The sequence below is a fragment of the Pannonibacter carbonis genome, from assembly GCF_003012935.1.
GTDB classification, from domain to species: domain Bacteria; phylum Pseudomonadota; class Alphaproteobacteria; order Rhizobiales; family Stappiaceae; genus Pannonibacter; species Pannonibacter carbonis.
On sequence record NZ_PUDR01000005.1, the window covers coordinates 35046 to 53091 of the forward strand.

The 18046-nt window shown below is 63.2% G+C and carries 19 protein-coding genes; 13 read left to right on the forward strand and 6 right to left on the reverse strand.

Annotated features, from left to right (window positions below; translation table 11 throughout):
- Positions 1-174: 174 nt before the first annotated feature.
- The 5 genes from purS to speB all read left to right on the forward strand — a co-directional run bounded on the left by purS (position 175) and on the right by speB (position 2877).
- Complete coding sequence (gene purS, locus C8348_RS08540) at positions 175-414, forward strand: phosphoribosylformylglycinamidine synthase subunit PurS (protein ID WP_106752908.1); 240 nt, start codon at positions 175-177, stop codon at positions 412-414.
- A 19-nt stretch (positions 415-433) separates the two neighbouring features.
- Entirely contained in the window at positions 434-541 is a 108-nt protein-coding gene (locus C8348_RS22370) for a phosphoribosylformylglycinamidine synthase-associated small membrane protein (protein WP_198646980.1), read from the forward strand.
- A gap of 31 nt (positions 542-572) precedes the next feature.
- Positions 573-1244 (forward strand): phosphoribosylformylglycinamidine synthase subunit PurQ, encoded by a 672-nt coding sequence (purQ, locus tag C8348_RS08545; protein ID WP_106752909.1) that lies wholly within the window; start codon positions 573-575, stop codon positions 1242-1244.
- Between the two features lie 29 nt (positions 1245-1273).
- The gene (locus tag C8348_RS08550) at positions 1274-1522 is read left to right on the forward strand and encodes a DUF2164 domain-containing protein (protein WP_106752910.1); all 249 of its coding nucleotides are present in this window, start codon (positions 1274-1276) and stop codon (positions 1520-1522) included.
- 383 nt (positions 1523-1905) lie between these two features.
- The gene (speB, locus tag C8348_RS08555; RefSeq protein WP_106752911.1) at positions 1906-2877 is read left to right on the forward strand and encodes an agmatinase; all 972 of its coding nucleotides are present in this window, start codon (positions 1906-1908) and stop codon (positions 2875-2877) included.
- A 3-nt stretch (positions 2878-2880) separates the two neighbouring features.
- On the opposite strand, the gene C8348_RS08560 is transcribed toward speB, so the two are convergent.
- Positions 2881-4248 carry a methyl-accepting chemotaxis protein gene (locus C8348_RS08560; RefSeq protein WP_106752912.1) on the reverse strand — a complete coding sequence of 456 codons (1368 nt, stop codon included), beginning with the start codon at positions 4246-4248 and terminating at the stop codon, positions 2881-2883.
- Positions 4249-4513: 265 nt separating this feature from the next.
- Between C8348_RS08560 and purL the strand changes: the two genes are divergently transcribed.
- From purL to C8348_RS08580, 4 genes are all read left to right on the forward strand, one after another.
- Complete coding sequence (gene purL, locus C8348_RS08565) at positions 4514-6712, forward strand: phosphoribosylformylglycinamidine synthase subunit PurL (RefSeq protein WP_106752913.1); 2199 nt, start codon at positions 4514-4516, stop codon at positions 6710-6712.
- Positions 6713-6813: 101 nt separating this feature from the next.
- Complete coding sequence (locus tag C8348_RS08570; RefSeq protein ID WP_106752914.1) at positions 6814-7047, forward strand: BolA family protein; 234 nt, start codon at positions 6814-6816, stop codon at positions 7045-7047.
- 73 nt (positions 7048-7120) lie between these two features.
- The gene (gene grxD, locus C8348_RS08575) at positions 7121-7444 is read left to right on the forward strand and encodes a Grx4 family monothiol glutaredoxin (protein WP_106752915.1); all 324 of its coding nucleotides are present in this window, start codon (positions 7121-7123) and stop codon (positions 7442-7444) included.
- 193 nt (positions 7445-7637) lie between these two features.
- On the forward strand, positions 7638-7919 hold the full coding sequence (locus C8348_RS08580) for an antitermination protein (protein WP_106752916.1): 282 nt from the start codon (positions 7638-7640) through the stop codon (positions 7917-7919).
- Between the two features lie 4 nt (positions 7920-7923).
- Here C8348_RS08580 and ttcA read toward each other — a convergent pair whose 3' ends face one another.
- A complete protein-coding gene (gene ttcA / locus C8348_RS08585; protein ID WP_208983660.1) occupies positions 7924-8883 on the reverse strand; it encodes a tRNA 2-thiocytidine(32) synthetase TtcA in 960 nt (319 codons plus the stop codon).
- Positions 8884-9079: 196 nt separating this feature from the next.
- Complete coding sequence (locus tag C8348_RS08590) at positions 9080-9787, reverse strand: substrate-binding periplasmic protein (RefSeq protein WP_106752917.1); 708 nt, start codon at positions 9785-9787, stop codon at positions 9080-9082.
- A gap of 200 nt (positions 9788-9987) precedes the next feature.
- On the opposite strand from C8348_RS08590, the gene C8348_RS08595 reads away from it, so the two are divergent.
- A complete protein-coding gene (locus C8348_RS08595; RefSeq protein WP_106752918.1) occupies positions 9988-10713 on the forward strand; it encodes a proteasome-type protease in 726 nt (241 codons plus the stop codon).
- A gap of 61 nt (positions 10714-10774) precedes the next feature.
- Here C8348_RS08595 and rpsD read toward each other — a convergent pair whose 3' ends face one another.
- The 3 genes from rpsD to C8348_RS08610 form a co-directional block, all read right to left on the reverse strand.
- Positions 10775-11392, reverse strand: coding sequence for a 30S ribosomal protein S4 (gene rpsD, locus C8348_RS08600; protein WP_106752919.1), 618 nt, complete (start codon positions 11390-11392; stop codon positions 10775-10777).
- A gap of 253 nt (positions 11393-11645) precedes the next feature.
- Positions 11646-12434, reverse strand: coding sequence for a glutamate racemase (gene murI, locus C8348_RS08605; RefSeq protein WP_106752920.1), 789 nt, complete (start codon positions 12432-12434; stop codon positions 11646-11648).
- On the reverse strand, positions 12431-13264 hold the full coding sequence (locus C8348_RS08610; protein ID WP_106752921.1) for an RNA methyltransferase: 834 nt from the start codon (positions 13262-13264) through the stop codon (positions 12431-12433). Before C8348_RS08610 ends, murI begins: the two co-directional genes overlap by 4 nt.
- A 173-nt stretch (positions 13265-13437) precedes the next feature.
- On the opposite strand from C8348_RS08610, the gene C8348_RS08615 reads away from it, so the two are divergent.
- The 3 genes from C8348_RS08615 (at position 13438) to C8348_RS08625 (ending at position 17592) form a co-directional block, all read left to right on the forward strand.
- Entirely contained in the window at positions 13438-14391 is a 954-nt protein-coding gene (locus C8348_RS08615) for a DUF8189 domain-containing protein (RefSeq protein ID WP_157950409.1), read from the forward strand.
- Positions 14392-14560: 169 nt separating this feature from the next.
- Positions 14561-15121, forward strand: coding sequence for an HdeD family acid-resistance protein (locus C8348_RS08620; RefSeq protein ID WP_106752923.1), 561 nt, complete (start codon positions 14561-14563; stop codon positions 15119-15121).
- Positions 15122-15381: 260 nt separating this feature from the next.
- Positions 15382-17592 (forward strand): NADP-dependent isocitrate dehydrogenase, encoded by a 2211-nt coding sequence (locus C8348_RS08625; protein WP_106752924.1) that lies wholly within the window; start codon positions 15382-15384, stop codon positions 17590-17592.
- The last annotated feature ends 454 nt before the right edge of the window (positions 17593-18046 follow it).

Consider the following 18046-nt stretch of genomic DNA (forward strand, 5'->3'; position numbering starts at 1 on the left):
ATCCGGCATCGCGCACCCGAAACGGAAAACCCCTGGCGAATACTTCGCCGGGGGTTTTTGCTTTTCCGGGTCCTGAGCGGGAGCTTGGCTCTTTCGCGCTTGGCCGCTGTGGTGTAAGGAGCGCGCAACGGATGACCCTGTGGGGTCAAGGCGACAAGCGGAAAGACGACAGCGATGAAGGCACGTGTCACCGTCACCCTGAAGAACGGCGTTCTGGATCCCCAGGGCAAGGCCATCGAGGGGGCGCTTGGCGCGCTCGGCTTCGGCGGCATCGGCGGCGTGCGCCAGGGCAAGGTCTTCGACATCGAACTGAGCGACCGTGACGCTGCCAAGGCGCGCGAAGAGATCGCCGCCATGTGCGAGAAGCTGCTCGCCAACACGGTGATCGAGAACTACGCCATCGAGATCCTCTGAAGCAGAAGGAGGTTGGCCCATGGATGAGGACAGCGCCCGCGCGATCCGCTTCCTTCTCCTCAAGGCCGCCGTGTTCATCCTGCTTCCCGCTGCCTTGAGCCTTTTGGCCGTGCTGGTCCTGCTCTAGGCGCAAACCTGACCAACGGGGAACCGAGATCATGAAGTCCGCCGTCATCCTCTGCCCAGGCCTCAACCGCGACCGCGACATGCTCTACGCGCTGGAGACGATCACCGGCCGCAAGCCGGCAACGGTCTGGCACACGGACACCGACATTCCGGACGTCGATCTCATCGTCATCCCGGGCGGGTTCTCCTACGGCGACTACCTGCGCTGCGGCGCCATTGCCGCCCGCTCGCCGGTGCTGCAGACCGTGATCGAGCGCGCTGCCAAGGGCGTGCATGTCCTGGGCGTATGCAACGGCTTCCAGATCCTCACCGAGGCTGGCCTGCTGCCGGGCGCCCTGATGCGCAATGCCGGTCTGAAGTTCATCTGCAAGGAAGTGCAGCTCAAGACCGTGAACGCCCGCACCGCCTTCTCGAATGCCTTCCAGGAGGGCGAAGTCTGGCGCTGCCCGATTGCCCACCATGACGGCAATTACTTCGCCGACGCCGAGACGCTGAAGGCCATCGAGGACAACGGCCAGGTCGTATTCCGCTATGCGGATGGCCAGAACCCGAACGGCTCGCTGAACGACATCGCCGGCATCGTCAATGCCGAGGGCAATGTCCTCGGCATGATGCCGCATCCGGAAAACCTGATCGAGGACCTGCAGGGCGGCAGCGACGGCCGCAAGCTGTTCGAGAGCCTCGTCGGCCAGCTGGTCGCCTGACCAGAAACACCACTGCGCGGGGACAGGACATGAGCAAGCTCGAACTGCCCCGCGACCTCCAGAGTGACATCGCCAGCCGCCTTGCCGCCTTCTGCCGCGACGAGCTGGATATCGATATCGGCAACATGGACGCGCTGCGGCTCCTCGATTTCCTCAGCCAGGAAGCCGGCAGCGCCTTCTATACGCAAGGCGTGCGCGACGCCGCCGCCCTCACCGCCCGCCGCTTCGACGATCTCAGCGACGATCTCTCCGCCCTGGAGCGCCACGACCGGCGGTGAGACACCGCGCGGTTGGCGATCAGAAACCCGCCCTCTCCGGGGTTGAACAAACTGACCGCAGGCCCCCTCTCCCCCCTTGAGGGGGAGATGTCCGCGCATGCGGACAGAGGGGGGTGCAGCGCCGCCGCGCTGTTCCACCTTCACCCTTTCCTGACAGGCCCAATACCCCCCTCTGCCCCCTATCGGGGGCATCTCCCCCTCAAGGGGGGAGAGCATCCGGCTCCTAACTACTCCAGGACGACAAACTGCTGTTCGACTGAAGGGACCAGGGCCTTCCACTCGACGTCCCGACTTGGCGGGCACGCAGCAGCGGCCCTTGCCGCCCCCCTCCCCTTGCCGCCCTCGCCGCCGTTGTGCATGCTGACGCAAAACAGGGGGAACTGATGACGGGGGATGACTTTTTCCAGCCGGTGTCCGGCTTCGATCTGCCGCGCTTTGCCGGAATACCGACGTTCATGCGCCTGCCGCATGTGCATTTGCGCGATGACCGGGTGGATGAGGTCGATATCGGTCTCATAGGCGTGCCCTGGGATGGCGGTACAACGAACCGCGCCGGCGCCCGCCATGGGCCAAGGCAGTTACGCGACCTGTCCACCATGATCCGCCAGGTGCATCCGCACACGGGCGTCAACCCGTTCAAGCTGGCGCGCTGCGCCGACCTTGGCGATGCCCCGGTCAACCCGGCGGATGTGCAGGACGCGCTGGCCCGCATCACAGGCTTCTACGACCAGGTGATGGATCTCGGCATCACGCCGCTGTCGGCTGGCGGTGACCATCTGGTGTCCCTGCCGATCCTGAGGGCCCTTGCCCGGCAGGGGCCGCTCGGCATGGTGCATTTCGATGCCCATACGGACCTCTTCGACGGCTATTTCGGCGGCTTCCGCTACACCCATGGCACGCCGTTCCGCCGCGCCATTGAGGAAGAGCTGCTGGATCCGGAAAGGGTCGTCCAGATCGGCATCCGCGGCACGATGTATGACGGAGAAGACATCGAGTGGGGTGAAGCTCAGGGCGTCCGCATCATCATGATAGAGGAATTGATGGAGCGCGGCGTTGAGCATGTGATGGACGAGGCACGCGAACGTGTCGGGCGCGAGCCCACCTATGTCAGCTTTGACATCGATGGCATCGATCCGGCCTTCGCCCCGGGCACAGGCACGCCGGAGATCGGCGGCTTTACCTCGTTCCAGGCGCAGCGGATGATCCGCAAGCTCTCCGGCCTCAACCTGATTGGCGCGGATCTGGTCGAAGTCTCCCCGCCCTTCGATCCCTCTGGCGGGACCGCTTGGCTGGGAGCCTCACTGATGTTCGAACTGATGTGCGTGCTGGCCAGCGCGCGTCTGGAGCAGGACTGAGGCTCAGCCCTTCAGCAGGGCATCGATATGGCGAACGACTTCGGTTGAAGCCTTTTCCATGTCGGCCAGCGCCTTCAGTGCGCCATCCCTGTCGCCCTTGGCATGAAGGCTGGCCGCCAGTTTGCCGTTGCGATGCACGGCCTCATGCACGGGCAGCAAGGCCGAGAACGAGGGATGGCGGCGAAGCGACTGATCGGTGACGCCGTCGTACCACTTGCCCAGCCGGCAGTGGTGATGATCGTTGAGTTCTTCGGTCTTGAGGCTCTTCAGCCCGACCAGCATTTCGGACAGCCGCTTCTTCCACAAAAGGTGATCCGACTTTGCCCGGTGCAGCACGTAGTTGGCGATCTCGCGCTTGTCGAGTTCGGCAAACTGGGCGTTGATGACCGCTTCCGAACTGCCGACCGCACGAATGACGTCCTCGGTGTAACGGGTCGCTGCCTCCGAATGGCGGGCGACAGCGTGGATGCCGGTGGCGATCTCGCGCACGGCTTCGCTCTGCTGGCTGAGAAGACCGGCAATCGCGTTCATCCGGGTGGCATTGCTGCCGACATGCTCGAGCACGGAACCGATCTTGGTGGCGGCATCCTCGGATTGCTCGGCGCTGTCCCCGACCAGTCCCTGAACCTCGTCAACCGAAGACATGACCTCGCCGACATGCACCTGCAGGCGCTCGATGCGGGCGCGGATGTCGTCGGTTGCCTTCTGGGTCTGACCGGACAGTTGCTTGACCTCGCTGGCGACAACGGCAAAGCCCTTGCCCGCCTCGCCGGCGCGCGCGGCCTCGATGGTCGCGTTCAACGCAAGCAGGTTGGTCTGCTGCGCCAGACCATCGATGGTGGCGACAAAGGTGCTGATCTGTTCGGCCGCGAGAGCGAGCTGACGGGCGCTTTCGCTCATCTTGTCGAAGGACTCGCCAATACGCAGCGACGATGCCGCCGCCTTGCGCGTAGCCCCTGCCCCGCCCTGCAGCGCCTCATGCGCCACTTCCATGGATGTGGCGGCCTCGTTGGCCGTATGTGAGATCTGTTCGATGGAGGCCGTCAGTTCGTCGACGCCAGCCGACATCATCCGGGCCTGCTGGTCGGTATCGCGGATTTCGCCGGTGATGCGCGCGGTGGCCGCCATCGCCTCGCTGGCCTGGACAGAATAGTCAACGGTTTGCCGCAGCTGGGTCTCGTCCTGCCGGCCAAGCGTGGCGGCCAGGGATTTCAACGCATTGGCCAGGTCAGCCGGAAGCGCATCAAGGCCCTCAAGCCGGGCGTGGGCTTCAAGTCCGCGCAAGGCCGCCACGACTGCCAGCAAGGGAAGATCGGGAGTTTTACTGACAGCACTTGGCGTTTCGGACGTTACTGACTTGAATCGGAACATTTACTTCCCCTTGGTCATCCATAACCAGAGCTAAGGGGACAGGCTGAACGAAATCTTAAAATAATAAGTTGCATCGTAAAAATTGGCAGTGAGTTGTAAGGCGAGCGCGAAACAACTTCGAGCCTTTTGCTTGCACTCCCCTCCAGCACCGGACCTTTTCAGGCTGTGTTTTGAGCCGTGAAGCACTCCCATTCCGCGCGGTGATCTGTTAAAGGGGGCGCGAGCCGGCACAGGCCTTGTCCCTTGCGCAACGAAGCGGATGCCCATGATCCCCAACGACATCAAGATCACCCCTGACCTCGTCGCGGCCCACGGGCTGAAGCCTGACGAATACCAGCGGATCCTCGACCTGATCGGCCGTGAGCCGACCTTCACGGAACTGGGCATCTTTTCCGCCATGTGGAACGAGCATTGCTCGTACAAGTCCTCCAAGAAGTGGCTGAAGACCTTGCCGATCACTGGCCCGCGCGTGGTCCAGGGCCCGGGCGAAAATGCCGGTGTGGTCGACATCGGCGACGATGACGTGGTCGTCTTCAAGATGGAAAGCCATAACCACCCGTCCTACATCGAGCCCTACCAGGGCGCGGCGACCGGCGTCGGCGGCATCCTGCGCGACGTCTTCACCATGGGCGCGCGCCCTGTTGCCGCGATGAACGCGCTGCGCTTCGGCGCGCCGGACCATCCGCGCACCCGCCATCTCGTTTCGGGCGTCGTCGCTGGCGTCGGCGGCTATGGCAATTCCTTCGGCGTGCCGACGGTTGGCGGCGAGGTGGAGTTCCACGCCCGCTACAACGGCAACTGCCTCGTCAACGCCTTTGCAGCCGGTCTTGCCAAGAAGGACGGCATCTTCCTGTCCAAGGCGGAAGGCGTCGGCCTCCCGGTCGTCTATCTCGGCGCGAAGACGGGCCGTGACGGTGTCGGGGGCGCAACCATGGCCTCGGCCGAATTCGACGACAGCATCGAGGAAAAGCGCCCGACCGTTCAGGTGGGTGATCCCTTCACCGAAAAGTGCCTGCTGGAAGCCTGCCTTGAACTGATGGCGTCCGGCGCCGTCATTGCGATCCAGGACATGGGCGCGGCGGGCCTCACCTGCTCGGCCGTCGAGATGGGCGCCAAGGGCGACCTCGGTATTGAACTCGACCTCGACAAGGTGCCGGTGCGCGAGGAGCGCATGACCGCCTACGAGATGATGCTGTCGGAAAGCCAGGAGCGCATGCTCATGGTGCTGCGGCCGGAGAAGGAAGAGGAAGCCAAGGCGATCTTTGTCAAGTGGGGCCTCGACTTCGCCGTCGTCGGCAAGACCACCGACACGCTGCGCTTCATCATCAAGCACCAGGGCGAAGTTGTCGCCGACCTGCCGATCAAGGAACTCGGCGACGAGGCTCCCGAGTATGACCGGCCCTGGGTGGAAAGCCCGAAGCGTCCGCTTCTGGCCGCCAGCGATGTCGCCGCACCTGCGGACTATGCCGACGCGCTCTTGAGGCTCGTCGGCGGGGCCAATGGCTCGTCGCGCCGCTGGGTTTACGAACAGTATGACACCCTGATCCAGGGCAACACCGCCCAGCGTCCGGGCGGCGATGCGGGCGTCATCCGCGTCAACGCCGCCGGCAAGGGCCTCGCCTTCTCCGCCGACGTGACGCCGCGCTACTGCGAGGCCGATCCGGTCGAAGGCGGCAAGCAGGCCGTGGCCGAAGTCTGGCGCAACCTGACCGCCGTTGGCGCCGAGCCGCTCGCGATCACCGACAACCTCAACTTCGGCAACCCGGAAAAGCCGGAGATCATGGGCCAGTTCGTCGGCTGCATAAAAGGCATCGGCGAAGCCTGCCGCGCCCTCGACTTCCCCGTCGTCTCCGGCAACGTCTCGCTCTACAACGAGACTCACGGCCAGGCGATCCTCCCGACACCGGCCATCGCCGGTGTGGGCCTCCTGGACGATGTCACCAAGCGCGCCAGCATCGGCTTTGCCGAACCGGAAGAGGTGATCCTCCTGATCGGTGGGCACGGCACCCATCTGGGCGCCAGCCAGTATCTTGCCGATATTCTGGGCCGGGAAGAAGGCGCTCCGCCGCCGGTGGATCTGGCCGCCGAGCGCCGCAACGGCGACCTCGTGCGGGAGTGGATCCGCGCCGGCCGGGTCAGCGCGGTGCATGACATCTCCTCCGGTGGCCTCGGTGTCGCTCTCGCTGAAATGGCGATGGCCGGCGATCTGGGGGCCAGCGTCAAGCTGGAAGGCCCCGCACATGCTACCCTGTTTGGCGAAGATCAAGGTCGGTATGTCGTGACTGTGGCAGAAGACGAGGCGGACGCGGCAATCGAGGATGGTCTGGACGCTGGGATCGACATCCAGCGGATCGGAACGACCGGCGGTACGGATTTGACTGTGGACGGGATCCTCACCATATCCGTTGCAAAGCTCCGTCAGGCGCATGAAGAATGGTTCCCTGCCTTCATGTCGGCGCGCTGACCCGGAGCAACCGGGCCGGCGATCCTGCCGGATAAGGAAATGCAAGCGCGGGCGGAGATGTGCCGCCCGGGCGGGAAGTCAAAGGGAAGAGGGCCAGACCGATGCCGATGGACGCGAATGAAATCATCACCCTGATCAAGGCTGCCCTGCCAGATGCCACGATCGAGGTGCGCGATCTGGCTGGTGACGGTGACCACTATGCTGCAAACGTCGTCTCGGAAGCCTTCCGGGGCAAGAGCCGCGTGCAGCAGCATCAGATGGTCTACCAGGCGCTGAAGGGCAACATGGGCGGCACCTTGCACGCCCTCGCCCTTCAGACCAACGCGCCGGATTGAGCAAGACGACAAAAGCCCCTGCAGACATTGTTCCAGGCCCCTTGAAGCGGCCCATGGAGACGAGGACCAAGCGATGAGCATTCAGGACTGGATCAAGAACGAAGTCGAGAGCAACGACGTTGTGCTGTTCATGAAGGGCACGCCGAATTTTCCGCAGTGCGGCTTCTCCGGTCAGGTCGTCCAGATCCTCGACTACCTCGGCGTGCCCTACAAGGGCATCAACGTTCTCGAGGACGCGGACCTGCGCCAGGGCATCAAGGACTACGCAAACTGGCCGACCATTCCGCAGCTCTACATCAAGGGTGAGTTCGTCGGCGGCTGCGACATCGTGCGCGAGATGTTCCAGAACCAGGAACTGCAGGCCGCGTTCGCCGAAAAGGGCGTCACCACGGCTTGATGCCGTAAGGGCAGAAACTTGTGGACCGGTCGTGCCCTGCGCGGCCGGTCTATTCATGCCCGGTAGGCAAATTTTGCCGACTCGTCTAACCTGAACATCAGGTGAATGCCGGGTTCAAGGTCAGTACAGTCGTGTACCGCCATTCTCCGTACCGGAAGCCGGCCATGAGGCCGGGCAACAGGGAGCGGGGACCATGCTGAAGACCATCCGTTTTATCGCTTGCGCAACCTCAGTCGCTGCACTGGGTGCCGTCGCACTGGCTAACACTCCGAAGATCATCAAGGACGAAGAACTGACGCGGATCAATTGCGCCAAACTCACGCTGTTCGTGTCCGCGAACCGGGCTTCGGCAGATGATCTGTGCCGTCCGCATGGCGGCCTGGCCGCATCCGATGCCTCCCCAAGCAACGAGGGTCTCGTTATCCTCGTGCGCAACACGCCTGTTGGCGGTTTCAAGGGCCGGTCGGGATCCTGAGCCGTTACAGATCGCCGAACAAATTCGCGGCCATCGCCAAGCCGGCGCCGCAGGGCTCCTCCGCTTCCCGGGACGCCTTGCCATTGGCAGCATCGGGCCGGACAGCCGGAAAGTCGAACAGCGACCTGTCAAGTAAATGCGACGGCCGCGTATGGGCCAGCGCCCGCGCCATGACGCCGAGACGGCCCGGAGACGCACGTTCCCAGTCCATCAGCATGCGCTTGACCTCTTCGCGCTGCAGACCATCCTGCGAGCCGCAGAGATTGCAGGGAATGATCGGGAACTGCATGCCGGCGGCGTACTTCGCCACATCGCTTTCCGCGCAATAGGCAAGCGGCCGCAACACCAGGATATCCCCCTCGTCATTCACCAGCTTCGGCGGCATTGATGCCAGTCGCCCGCCGTGGAACAGGTTCATGAAGAAGGTCTCGAGGATATCCTCGCGGTGATGCCCCAGCACGATGGCCTCGCAGCCCTGCTCCCGCGCGATACGGTAGAGAATGCCGCGGCGCAAGCGTGAGCACAGCGAGCAATAGGTCTTGTGCGCCGGGATCTTCGACGTGACGATGGAATAGGTATCCTCACGCACGATGAGGTTCTCGATGCCGTTCTTCTCGAAGAAGGCCGGCAATATCTCGGGCGGGAAACCAGGCTGCGCCTGATCGAGATTGCAGGCCAGCAGATCTACCGGCAGCAACCCGCGCCACTTCAGGTCCATCAACACGGCGAGCAACGTGTAGCTGTCCTTGCCGCCCGACAGGCAGACCAGCCATCTGGGGCGCTTCAGATGCGCATCCGGCGACACCATGCCGTAGTCATCGATGGCCTGGCGCACCTCACGCAGCAGCCGTTTGCGCAGCTTCTTGAACTCGACGGATGACGGCGCGGCGCGCAGCATCGCCGGGCAATCGGCATCGATGGCTTCCTCCGCCTCCAGCATCTGGCTTTCGGGTGCAGTGGTCATGTCGGGTCTCGGTCCTGATCCGGCGCGGCTGTCGCGGCCCGGTATTTGAGGCTGCTATGCCGCCCCACTCCGGCTTTGTAAAGGGCGCGGTGGGCAGGAGTTGGGCGAAAAAGAAAGGCCGCCCGGTGGGGCGGCCAGTTGAGGGGAGTCTTGGGAGACTGCAGATGGAAGTCAGGCAAGTGAAAGTCAGACGGCCTTACTGGTATTTGGCAACGATTGCGGCCTGGGTGCCGTCGTCAATCATCGACTTCAGGGCACCGCGCATCTTGTCGAGGGCAGCGGCATCGGTGCCCAGATTGCAGGCCATCGACAGGGTCGTCTCGTTGAGAACAAAGGCCTCCTCGACCGGCGCCCCTGTCTTTTTCAGGCTGTCGAAATAGGAGCCGGACACAGCGACCAGGTCAACGCGCCCGGCGTCGAGCTTCTTCAGGGTCTGCTCCAGGTTGTTGGCCGGATCAATCTTTGGGAACCCGGAGGTCTTTAGAAGATCCTCGGTGTAATCCTTGGCCTGTGTGCCGATGCTGTAAGACTTGGCCTCGTCAACATTCGCCGGAGCAATCGACGAACCGGCCTTGCGGATCAGCAGGGTGCGATCAACGAACAGCGGCTCGACCCAGGCAAAGCGCTTGTCACGTTCGGCGCTGTGCGAGGCGGTAAAGACGCAGGTGTTGGCATCCTTCTCAGCCAGACCGATGGCGCGGGACCACTGCATCATTTCGGCCTTGTAAGGCACGTCGGCGCGCTTCATCAGCTCAAACACCTGATCTGCGCCGATACCGGCAATCTTGTCACCTTCCATGAAGTTGTAAGGCTTGTAATCTTCCGTCGTGAGCGTGATTTCCGCTGCGTTCGACGAACCTACAAAGCAAACAAGAGCGATCGCGGAGAGCAGGATTTTCTTCATTCTGTATGACCTCTGGCAGTTTTTCCGCACACACACGCGCGGTGTTTATGAAATAACCCTGCGTCAGAATTATTACCTGCACCTTACTGAAACCAGTGACACAAGAGGGTTTCAGCATGAATTTCGCCACCCTGTTAGGCTTGAGGTCATTTCCATGCGAGATGGTAAGCAGTGGTTTTCAAAGTCGCGAGCAATTCGACATGACTTATTGCCTTGGCATTCTCCTAGAGCGCGGCCTGCTTCTGGCGTCCGATTCGCGCACCAATGCCGGCGTGGACCAGATCGCGACAGTTTCGAAGCTGGCCATCTTTGCAACGCCGGACGAGCGCCTGATGACCGTGTTGTCTGCCGGCAACCTTGCAACCACCCAGGCGGTCATCTCGGCGCTGCGCCAGGCCTATGGCACCGGCGACATGCAACGAGACCTCGCCCTGTCCGGATCCCTCTTCGATGCAGCCCAGAAGATCGGTGACTGCCTGCGGGACGTGCTGGCGCGGGAAGCCAGCTTCGTGCATCCCTATGGTGACCCCTCCGCCTCGTTTCTGCTCGGCGGCCAGATCCGTGGCGAGGATCGACGGCTGTTCCAGATCTATTCCGCCGGCAATTTCATGGAAGCCTCGGAACGCACGCCTTTCCTGCAGATCGGCGAGACCAAATACGGCAAGCCGATCCTCGACCGACTGCTGCGGCATGACACCAGCCTTGAGGAAGCAGCCAAGCTGACGTTGCTGTCCTTCGACGCGACCATGCGCTCCAACCTGTCGGTCGGGGCACCGATCGATCTGCTGCTTTATGAGAATGGATCATTGGAGGCGCAGCGGCTTCGCTCCTTCGACGAGGGCGATGCCTATCTGACGCAACTGCGTGAGGGCTATGCCGAAGGCCTGACACGCATCGTCAACGCCCTGCCGCCCCCCGAACTGTAATCCGAACGCAAAAAGGCCGGGCGATTGCCCGGCCTTTCCGTAAGTCTGAGGACCAGACCGATCAGCGCGAATAGAATTCGACGATCAGGTTCGGTTCCATCTGGACCGGGTACGGCACTTCGTTGAAGGCCGGGACGCGGTTCAGCTTGACGGTCATCTTGCCGTGGTCGACTTCCAGGTACTCCGGAACGTCACGCTCGGACGACTGGGTCGCCTCGATGACCAGGGCCATCTGCTTGGAGCGGTCGCGGACCTCGATGAGGTCGCCCGGACGGCAACGGTAGCTGCCGATGGTGACGCGCTTGCCATTGACCTTGACGTGGCCATGGTTGACGAACTGACGGGCTGCGAAGACGGTCGGGACCAGCTTGGCGCGGTAGACAATCGCGTCGAGACGGCGCTCCAGCAGACCAATCAGGTTCTCGGAGCTGTCACCCTTCATGCGCGACGCTTCGACGTAGGTCTTGTGGAACTGCTTCTCAGAGATGTTGCCGTAGTAGCCCTTGAGCTTCTGCTTGGCGCGCAGCTGCACGCCGAAGTCGGACATCTTGCCCTTGCGGCGCTGACCGTGCTGGCCCGGGCCGTATTCACGCTTGTTGACCGGGCTCTTCGGGCGACCCCAGATGTTTTCGCCCATGCGGCGGTCGATCTTGTACTTAACGCTGTGGCGCTTCGACATCGCTGTTTCCTTTGTCGTTTGGCTCGTTTTTTAAGGAAACGCGCCCTCCTTTATCGGATCCGCCTCGACATTTGCCAAAGCGATCTGATCGACAGGGGTCCAGCTGAACTGCGCCGGCTGGAAAATCCCCACGGGTGCGTGGACCGACAGGGCAAGCCCCGTACGGATCGCGGGTCAATAGACGAGACGACCGGGATTGTCAAACGCGCGGACATGGCCTCCGCACGAAAAAAGCCGGAAATCCGGCCATTTTCTAAACCAGGGGCGACAGACCAAAGCCCTGGACCAGGCGCCGGGTGGCAAAATCCGGCGCATCGGAGGTGAACACGACACGGTCCGGACGGGAATCGGCCTTGAGCCGGTCCAGCGCTGGCACCAACCGGCGCGCCTGCCGGGCAATTGCCTCTGCCGGATCGAGCCAGTCGACCGGCCAGGGCGCGAGACGGCGGAACACATTCACCAGGAACGGATAATGGGTGCAGGCCAGAACGACGATGTCGGTGCGTGCGCCTTCCCGCTCCTGGAAGCAGCCGGAAAACTCGGCCCGGACATCGTCGTCGGTCAGCGTCTCGCCGCGAATATAAGCCTCCGCCATGCTGGCGAGCTTCGGCGAGCCGACGAGCTGCACATGGCATTGGCTGGCGAAAGACTGGATCAGGTCCCGGGTATAGGCCCGCTTGACCGTGCCAGGCGTTGCCAGCACGGAGATAAGGCCCGAGCGGGTGCGTTCCGCCGCCGGCTTGATCGCCGGCACCGTGCCGACAAAGACCGTGCCGGGAAAAGCAGCCCGCAGATCGGCACCTGCCAGCGTGAAGGCGGTGTTGCAGGCCACCACCGCCACCTCCGGATCGAACCTGTGCAGGAGGTCCTTGAACAGCGACAGAAGCCGCGCCTTCAGCGCCTCTTCTTCCCAGCCGCCATAGGGAAAGCCGGCATCATCGGCGACATAGACGAAACTGCGCTCCGGCATGAGCACGCGCGCCTCGCGCAGGACCGTCAACCCGCCGATACCGGAATCGAACAGGAGGACGGGCCGGCTCATTGGTCTGGTGTCTCCGTCTGCGGCTCGGTCGCGGCAGCGTCCTGATCCTTGCGCGGACGTGTCGGCCGGCCTTCCAGCGCGGCGATGATGCCGCGCAGGGTCTTCACTTCCTGATCGGTCAGCTCGGCCTTCTGGAAGATGTTGCGGATGTTGCGCACGATATGCGGCCGCCGTTCCACCGGACGGAAGAAGGTGACCCGGTCGAGGGCCCCCTCCAGATGCTCGAAGAAGCGCAGCAGATCGTCCTTCTGCACCGGCGGATTGGCCTCCGTGTCGAGCACGAAAGGCAGGGCACCGTTGGTTGCCGTCTTGCGCCACTCATAGGCGCAGACCAGCACCGCCTGGGCGATGTTGAGCGAGGCAAAATTCGGATCGACCGGCAGGGTGACAATAGCGTCAGCCAGCGCGACTTCCTCGTTGTTGAGGCCCCAGCGCTCGCGCCCGAAGATATAGCCGGTGGCAAGCCCCTGCGCGCCAAGGCCGGTGACCTTGGCCGCTGCCTCGTCGGGCCCCTGCACGGGCTTGGCGACCTCGCGTGAGCGCGCTGTGGTGGCATAGACGAAGGTCAGGTCAGCGATGGCCGCCTCGAGGCTGTCAAAGACCTGGACCTTGTCGATGACATGGTCTGCGCGCGAGGCCGCAGCCCGGGCCTTCTCGCTCGGCCAGCCATCGCGCGGATTGACGATGCGCAGATCGGTCAGGCCAAAATTGGCCATGGCGCGGGCGGCGGTGCCGATGTTTTCGCCCAGCTGCGGCTCGCACAGGATCACTGCCGGCGGACGGACGTCGACGGTCAGGGCTTCATCGCGGATGTTTGCGTTTCGTGTCATGATCTGCGGGATTTAGCGGATGTTTGCGGCAAACTCCAGCTCTTCGGCCAAAGAGCCACAAGCGCTGCTGCAAGGACAAATCCGACGGCGCTGATTGACGCCCGGAACAAGACGGAGCACCTTGCTTCCGTAACGGCAAACAAAGCAGCCACTAATCCAGGAGCGCGGTCAACATGGCGTCACTTGCAGCTATGGCGAGGGAACTCCCGCGCTTGTTCATGTCGCTGATTGTTATTGCATTCCTGTCGGCTCAGCCGGCACTTGCACTCGAGTTCAAACCGCTCGGCGGTGTCGCAACATCGCGGGCAGCCGTCGTGGTCTGGGGAAGCGGCAGCTCGCAAAGGGTAGCAATCTTCATTCGCGGCCAGGACAACGCCTTGTGGTGGCAGGCCGGCAACGGAATGGGAGAGTGGTACGGCTGGGCCCGTATCGGCGGCTCGCTCAAGGGCGCACCGGCATGTGCCAACAACGGCCTTGGATCGGTCGTCTGCGCCGTTCGATGGGCCGATGACTCGGTGCAGTACACATCTTACGACATCAAGTCGGGCAAGTGGGCCGGGTTTACAAGCACGGGCGCTAAAGTCCTGTCTGATCCGGACGTCATCCGACTGGACATGTTTGGGCAGCAGGCTCTCTTCATCTATGCGATCGGACGCGACAACCGCCTTTGGGAGTGGCGCAGTGACCGGCCCTGGCAGATGACCGCGCAAGACCGCTTCTACGATACGGCCCCGTCCTGCTCTGACATGAATGTTTCGCCGGTGCCTTGCCTCATGCGGAACCGCGACACAAAAAGCTTCGAATTCTTCGAGAACGCAAGCGCGGCCGCTATCGGAGCCTCGCCCCAGATCGAAACCCTGAAGCAAGCGATGATCACAAGGCCGGAGGTGTTTCGTGCTTCGCCCGTCCAGGGCGACTATTATGTGTTCTTCCGCAATTCATCAAATGAGATCACCGCGACGCGCCGGGCGGCCCCTGGAAACTGGAAGGCCCTGAAGCAACTACCCGGCAAGATCGCCCATGATCCAGGCTGCGCCCGTTTTCCGACCGGTCGGATCTGGTGCGCCATCGTCAACCAGGTCGGGGCCGTCACCGCACTCGGGATCGATTCCGCAGACTTGAAGTAGCGATCCAGGATGCCTGGCCTGGCAGGTCCATCTGGCCATTACAGTTACCAATGGCGAAATCAGGGGCTTGTCTTGACAATTTTCACGAGGATGTAACGTCTCGCAACTCATGGTGGATCCGACCGGGTCGCACATGCAGCCCGAAAAGGTGAAAGACGGAGCAAGATCAATGAGCCATGACCAAGACCTCGAATCCATCGCGGCCCGCGTGCGGGAAAACTGGGGCTGGTTTGTTGCCCTCGGGGTCATCCTTGTGCTGGGCGGGCTCGTGATCATCGCCGCACCGCTGGCCGCGTCGATCGCAGTGACGCTGTTCATTGCAGCCGTGCTGGTCATCGGTGGGGCGATCCAGATCTATCAGTCGTTCAAGGTTCAGGGCTGGGCCGGTTTCCTGTGGTCGCTGATCACCGGTGCCATCGCCCTGGCTGGCGGCATCATCATCTACACCAACCCGCTCGCCGGAACGCTGGCCCTCACGCTGGTTGTCGCCGCCGTCTTTGTGGCACAGGGCATTTCGCAGGTCGTCTTTGCCCTCCGCCTGCGGCCCCATGCCGGCTGGGTTTGGGTGCTGATCGCCGGTGTCGTCTCGCTCGCTGCCGGCGGCATGATCTGGGCGGAACTGCCCGCGTCGGCAGACTGGGCCCTCGGCCTGATGGCCGGCATCTCCATCCTGTTCAACGGCTGGAGCTATATCGCCATTGGCCTCGCCGCCCGCGCGACCGCCGAGTAATTCTCGTATGCCGGCCGGCGGCAGACGTCGCCGGCCTTCGTGATCCTGACGCATTTGCGAAGCGCGACCCGGCTTGCGGTCTGGCCTGCGGCTTTCGGTTGATTGCCTTTTCCCCCCTGTTTGCTAGAACACCCTGCAAAATGTTGCGGCTGCGCCTTCGCAAATATTGCGCACAACTGTATACGAGTTCTCGATTGAGAATCCGGGCCGAGCGCCCGCACAACTGACGATCCGTCCTCACGTTCCAGGAAGCACACGACATGGCCGACATCATTTACACCAAGGTCGACGAAGCCCCTGAACTGGCCAGCGCCTCGCTGCTGCCGATCATCAAGGCCTTTGCCAAGCCGGCCGGTATCACCATCGGCACCAAGGACATCTCGCTGGCCGGCCGCATCCTGGCCAACCTGCCGCAGTACCTGACCGACGCGCAGAAGCAGCCGGACGACCTGGCCGAACTCGGCCGCCTGGTGATCGAGCCGGATGCGAACGTCATCAAGCTGCCGAACATCTCCGCATCGCAGCCGCAGCTGAACGCCGCGATCAAGGAACTGCAGGCCCAGGGCTATGCCATCCCCTCCTACCCGGACGCACCGGCCACGGACGAGGAAAAGGCCGTCAAGGCGATTTATGACGCCATCAAGGGCTCGGCCGTGAACCCGGTGCTGCGCGAAGGCAACTCCGACCGCCGCGCGCCCAAGGCCGTGAAGGAATTCGCCAAGAAGAACCCCCATTCGATGGGCGCCTGGGCGCCGACCTCCAAGACCCATGTCGCCACCATGGGCAAGAACGACTTCGCCGCCAACGAGAAGTCGGTCACCATCGCGGCCAGCTCCGCCGGTACCGCCAGGATCGAGCACGTGGCCAAGGACGGCACCGTCACCGTTCTCAAGAACAACCTGAAGCTTGACGCCGGTGACGTGCTCGACGGCACGTTCCTGAGCGCCAAGGCGCTCGACGCCTTCCTCGCCGCCGAGATCGCCGACGCCAAGGCGCAGGGCATCCTGTTCTCCGTCCACCTCAAGGCGACGATGATGAAGGTCTCCGACCCGATCATCTTCGGCCATGTGGTCAAGGTGTTCCTGAAGGACTTCTTCGCCAAGCACGGCGCCACGCTCGCAGCCGCCGGCGTCAACCCGGATCTGGGCCTTGGCGATCTGGAAGCCAAGATTGCCGCCCTGCCGAACGCTGCCGACCTGCAGGCCGATCTGAAGGCCGCGCTCGACGCCGGCCCGGCGCTCTACATGGTGAACTCGGACAAGGGCATCACCAACCTGCATGTCTCGTCCGACGTCATCATCGATGCCTCCATGCCGGCCCTCATCCGCGCCGGCGGCAAGTGCTGGGGTCCGGACGGCAAGGAACACGACACCAAGTGCGTGATCCCGGACTCGTCCTATGCCGGCGTCTATGACGCGGTCATCGAGTTCTGCAAGAAGAACGGCGCGCTTGACCCGTCCAAGATGGGCACCGTGCCGAACGTTGGCCTGATGGCGCAGAAGGCCGAGGAATACGGCTCGCATCCGCAGACCTTCAAGGCCGCCAGCGACGGCACCATCCGCATTGTCGACGCGGCCGGCACCACGCTGATCGCGCATGAGGTCGAGGCCGGCGACATCTGGCGCGCCTGCCTCACCAAGGACGCCCCGATCCGCGACTGGGTGAAGCTCGGCGTCAGCCGCGCCCGCCTCTCCGGCATGCCGGGCGTGTTCTGGCTCGACAAGGCCCGCGCCCATGATGCGGAGCTGATCAAGAAGGTGGAAGCCTATCTGCCGGAGCACGACACCTCGGGTCTGGACCTGCAGATCATGTCGCCGAGCGAGGCTGCCCGCTATTCGACCGAGCGCATCGCCAAGGGTCTCGACACCATTTCCATCACCGGCAACGTGCTGCGCGACTACCTGACGGACCTCTATCCGATCCTGGAAGTCGGCACCTCGGCCAAGATGCTCTCCATCGTTCCGCTCATGAACGGCGGCGGCCTGTTCGAGACCGGCGCCGGCGGCTCTGCGCCCAAGCATGTGCAGCAGCTGATGGAAGAGAACTACCTGCGCTGGGATTCGCTCGGCGAATTCTGCGCCCTTGGTGCCTCGCTGGAGCATCTGGCCAACGTCAAGTCCAACGCCAAGGCTCAGGTTCTGGCCGACACGCTGGACGGGGCCATCGAGAAGCTGCTCGACAACGACAAGTCGCCGCAGCGCAAGGTCGGCCAGCTCGACAACCGCGGCAGCCACTTCTACATCGCCCTCTACTGGGCGCAGAACCTTGCCGCACAGGACAAGGACGCCGAGCTGCAGGCGCACTTCGCCCCGATCGCCAAGGCGCTGACCGAGAACGAGACCAAGATCGTCACTGAGCTGAACGCCGTGCAGGGCAAGCCCGTCGATCTCGGCGGCTACTACCACGCCCCGGCCGCCAAGGTCACCGCCGCCCTGCGCCCGAGCGCCACGCTGAACGCCATCATCGGCTGACATGCTCGTCTGCTGTTGAAACGGAAAAGGGCGGTCCTACGGGCCGCCCTTTTTACTGATGACAAACCCTCTATGGTCATCCCGGACGCAGCGAAGCGGAGATCCGGGACAGGAGAGCCAAGGTCTCTCTGGGGTTCACTGACCGAAACATTGACGCCTCGACTCTCCGGTCCCGGCTCGGCGCTACGCTTGGCCGGGATGACTTCGGTAAGGGCGAGGTTTGTCATCAACATCGAGGGCGGTCCCACGGGCCGCCTTTTTTGTTTGGCACGCTCGCTGCGGCACTGAATGTGCTCGGCGGTCGACAGGGGCCCCTCTCCCCCCTTGAGGGGGAGATGTCTGCGTCAGCAGACAGAGGGGGGTGGCTGCGCCTCCGCGCAGGACCAACGCCGGCAGCGACGACAATCCGATACCCCCCTCTGCCCCCTCCGGGGGCATCTCCCCCTCAAGGGGG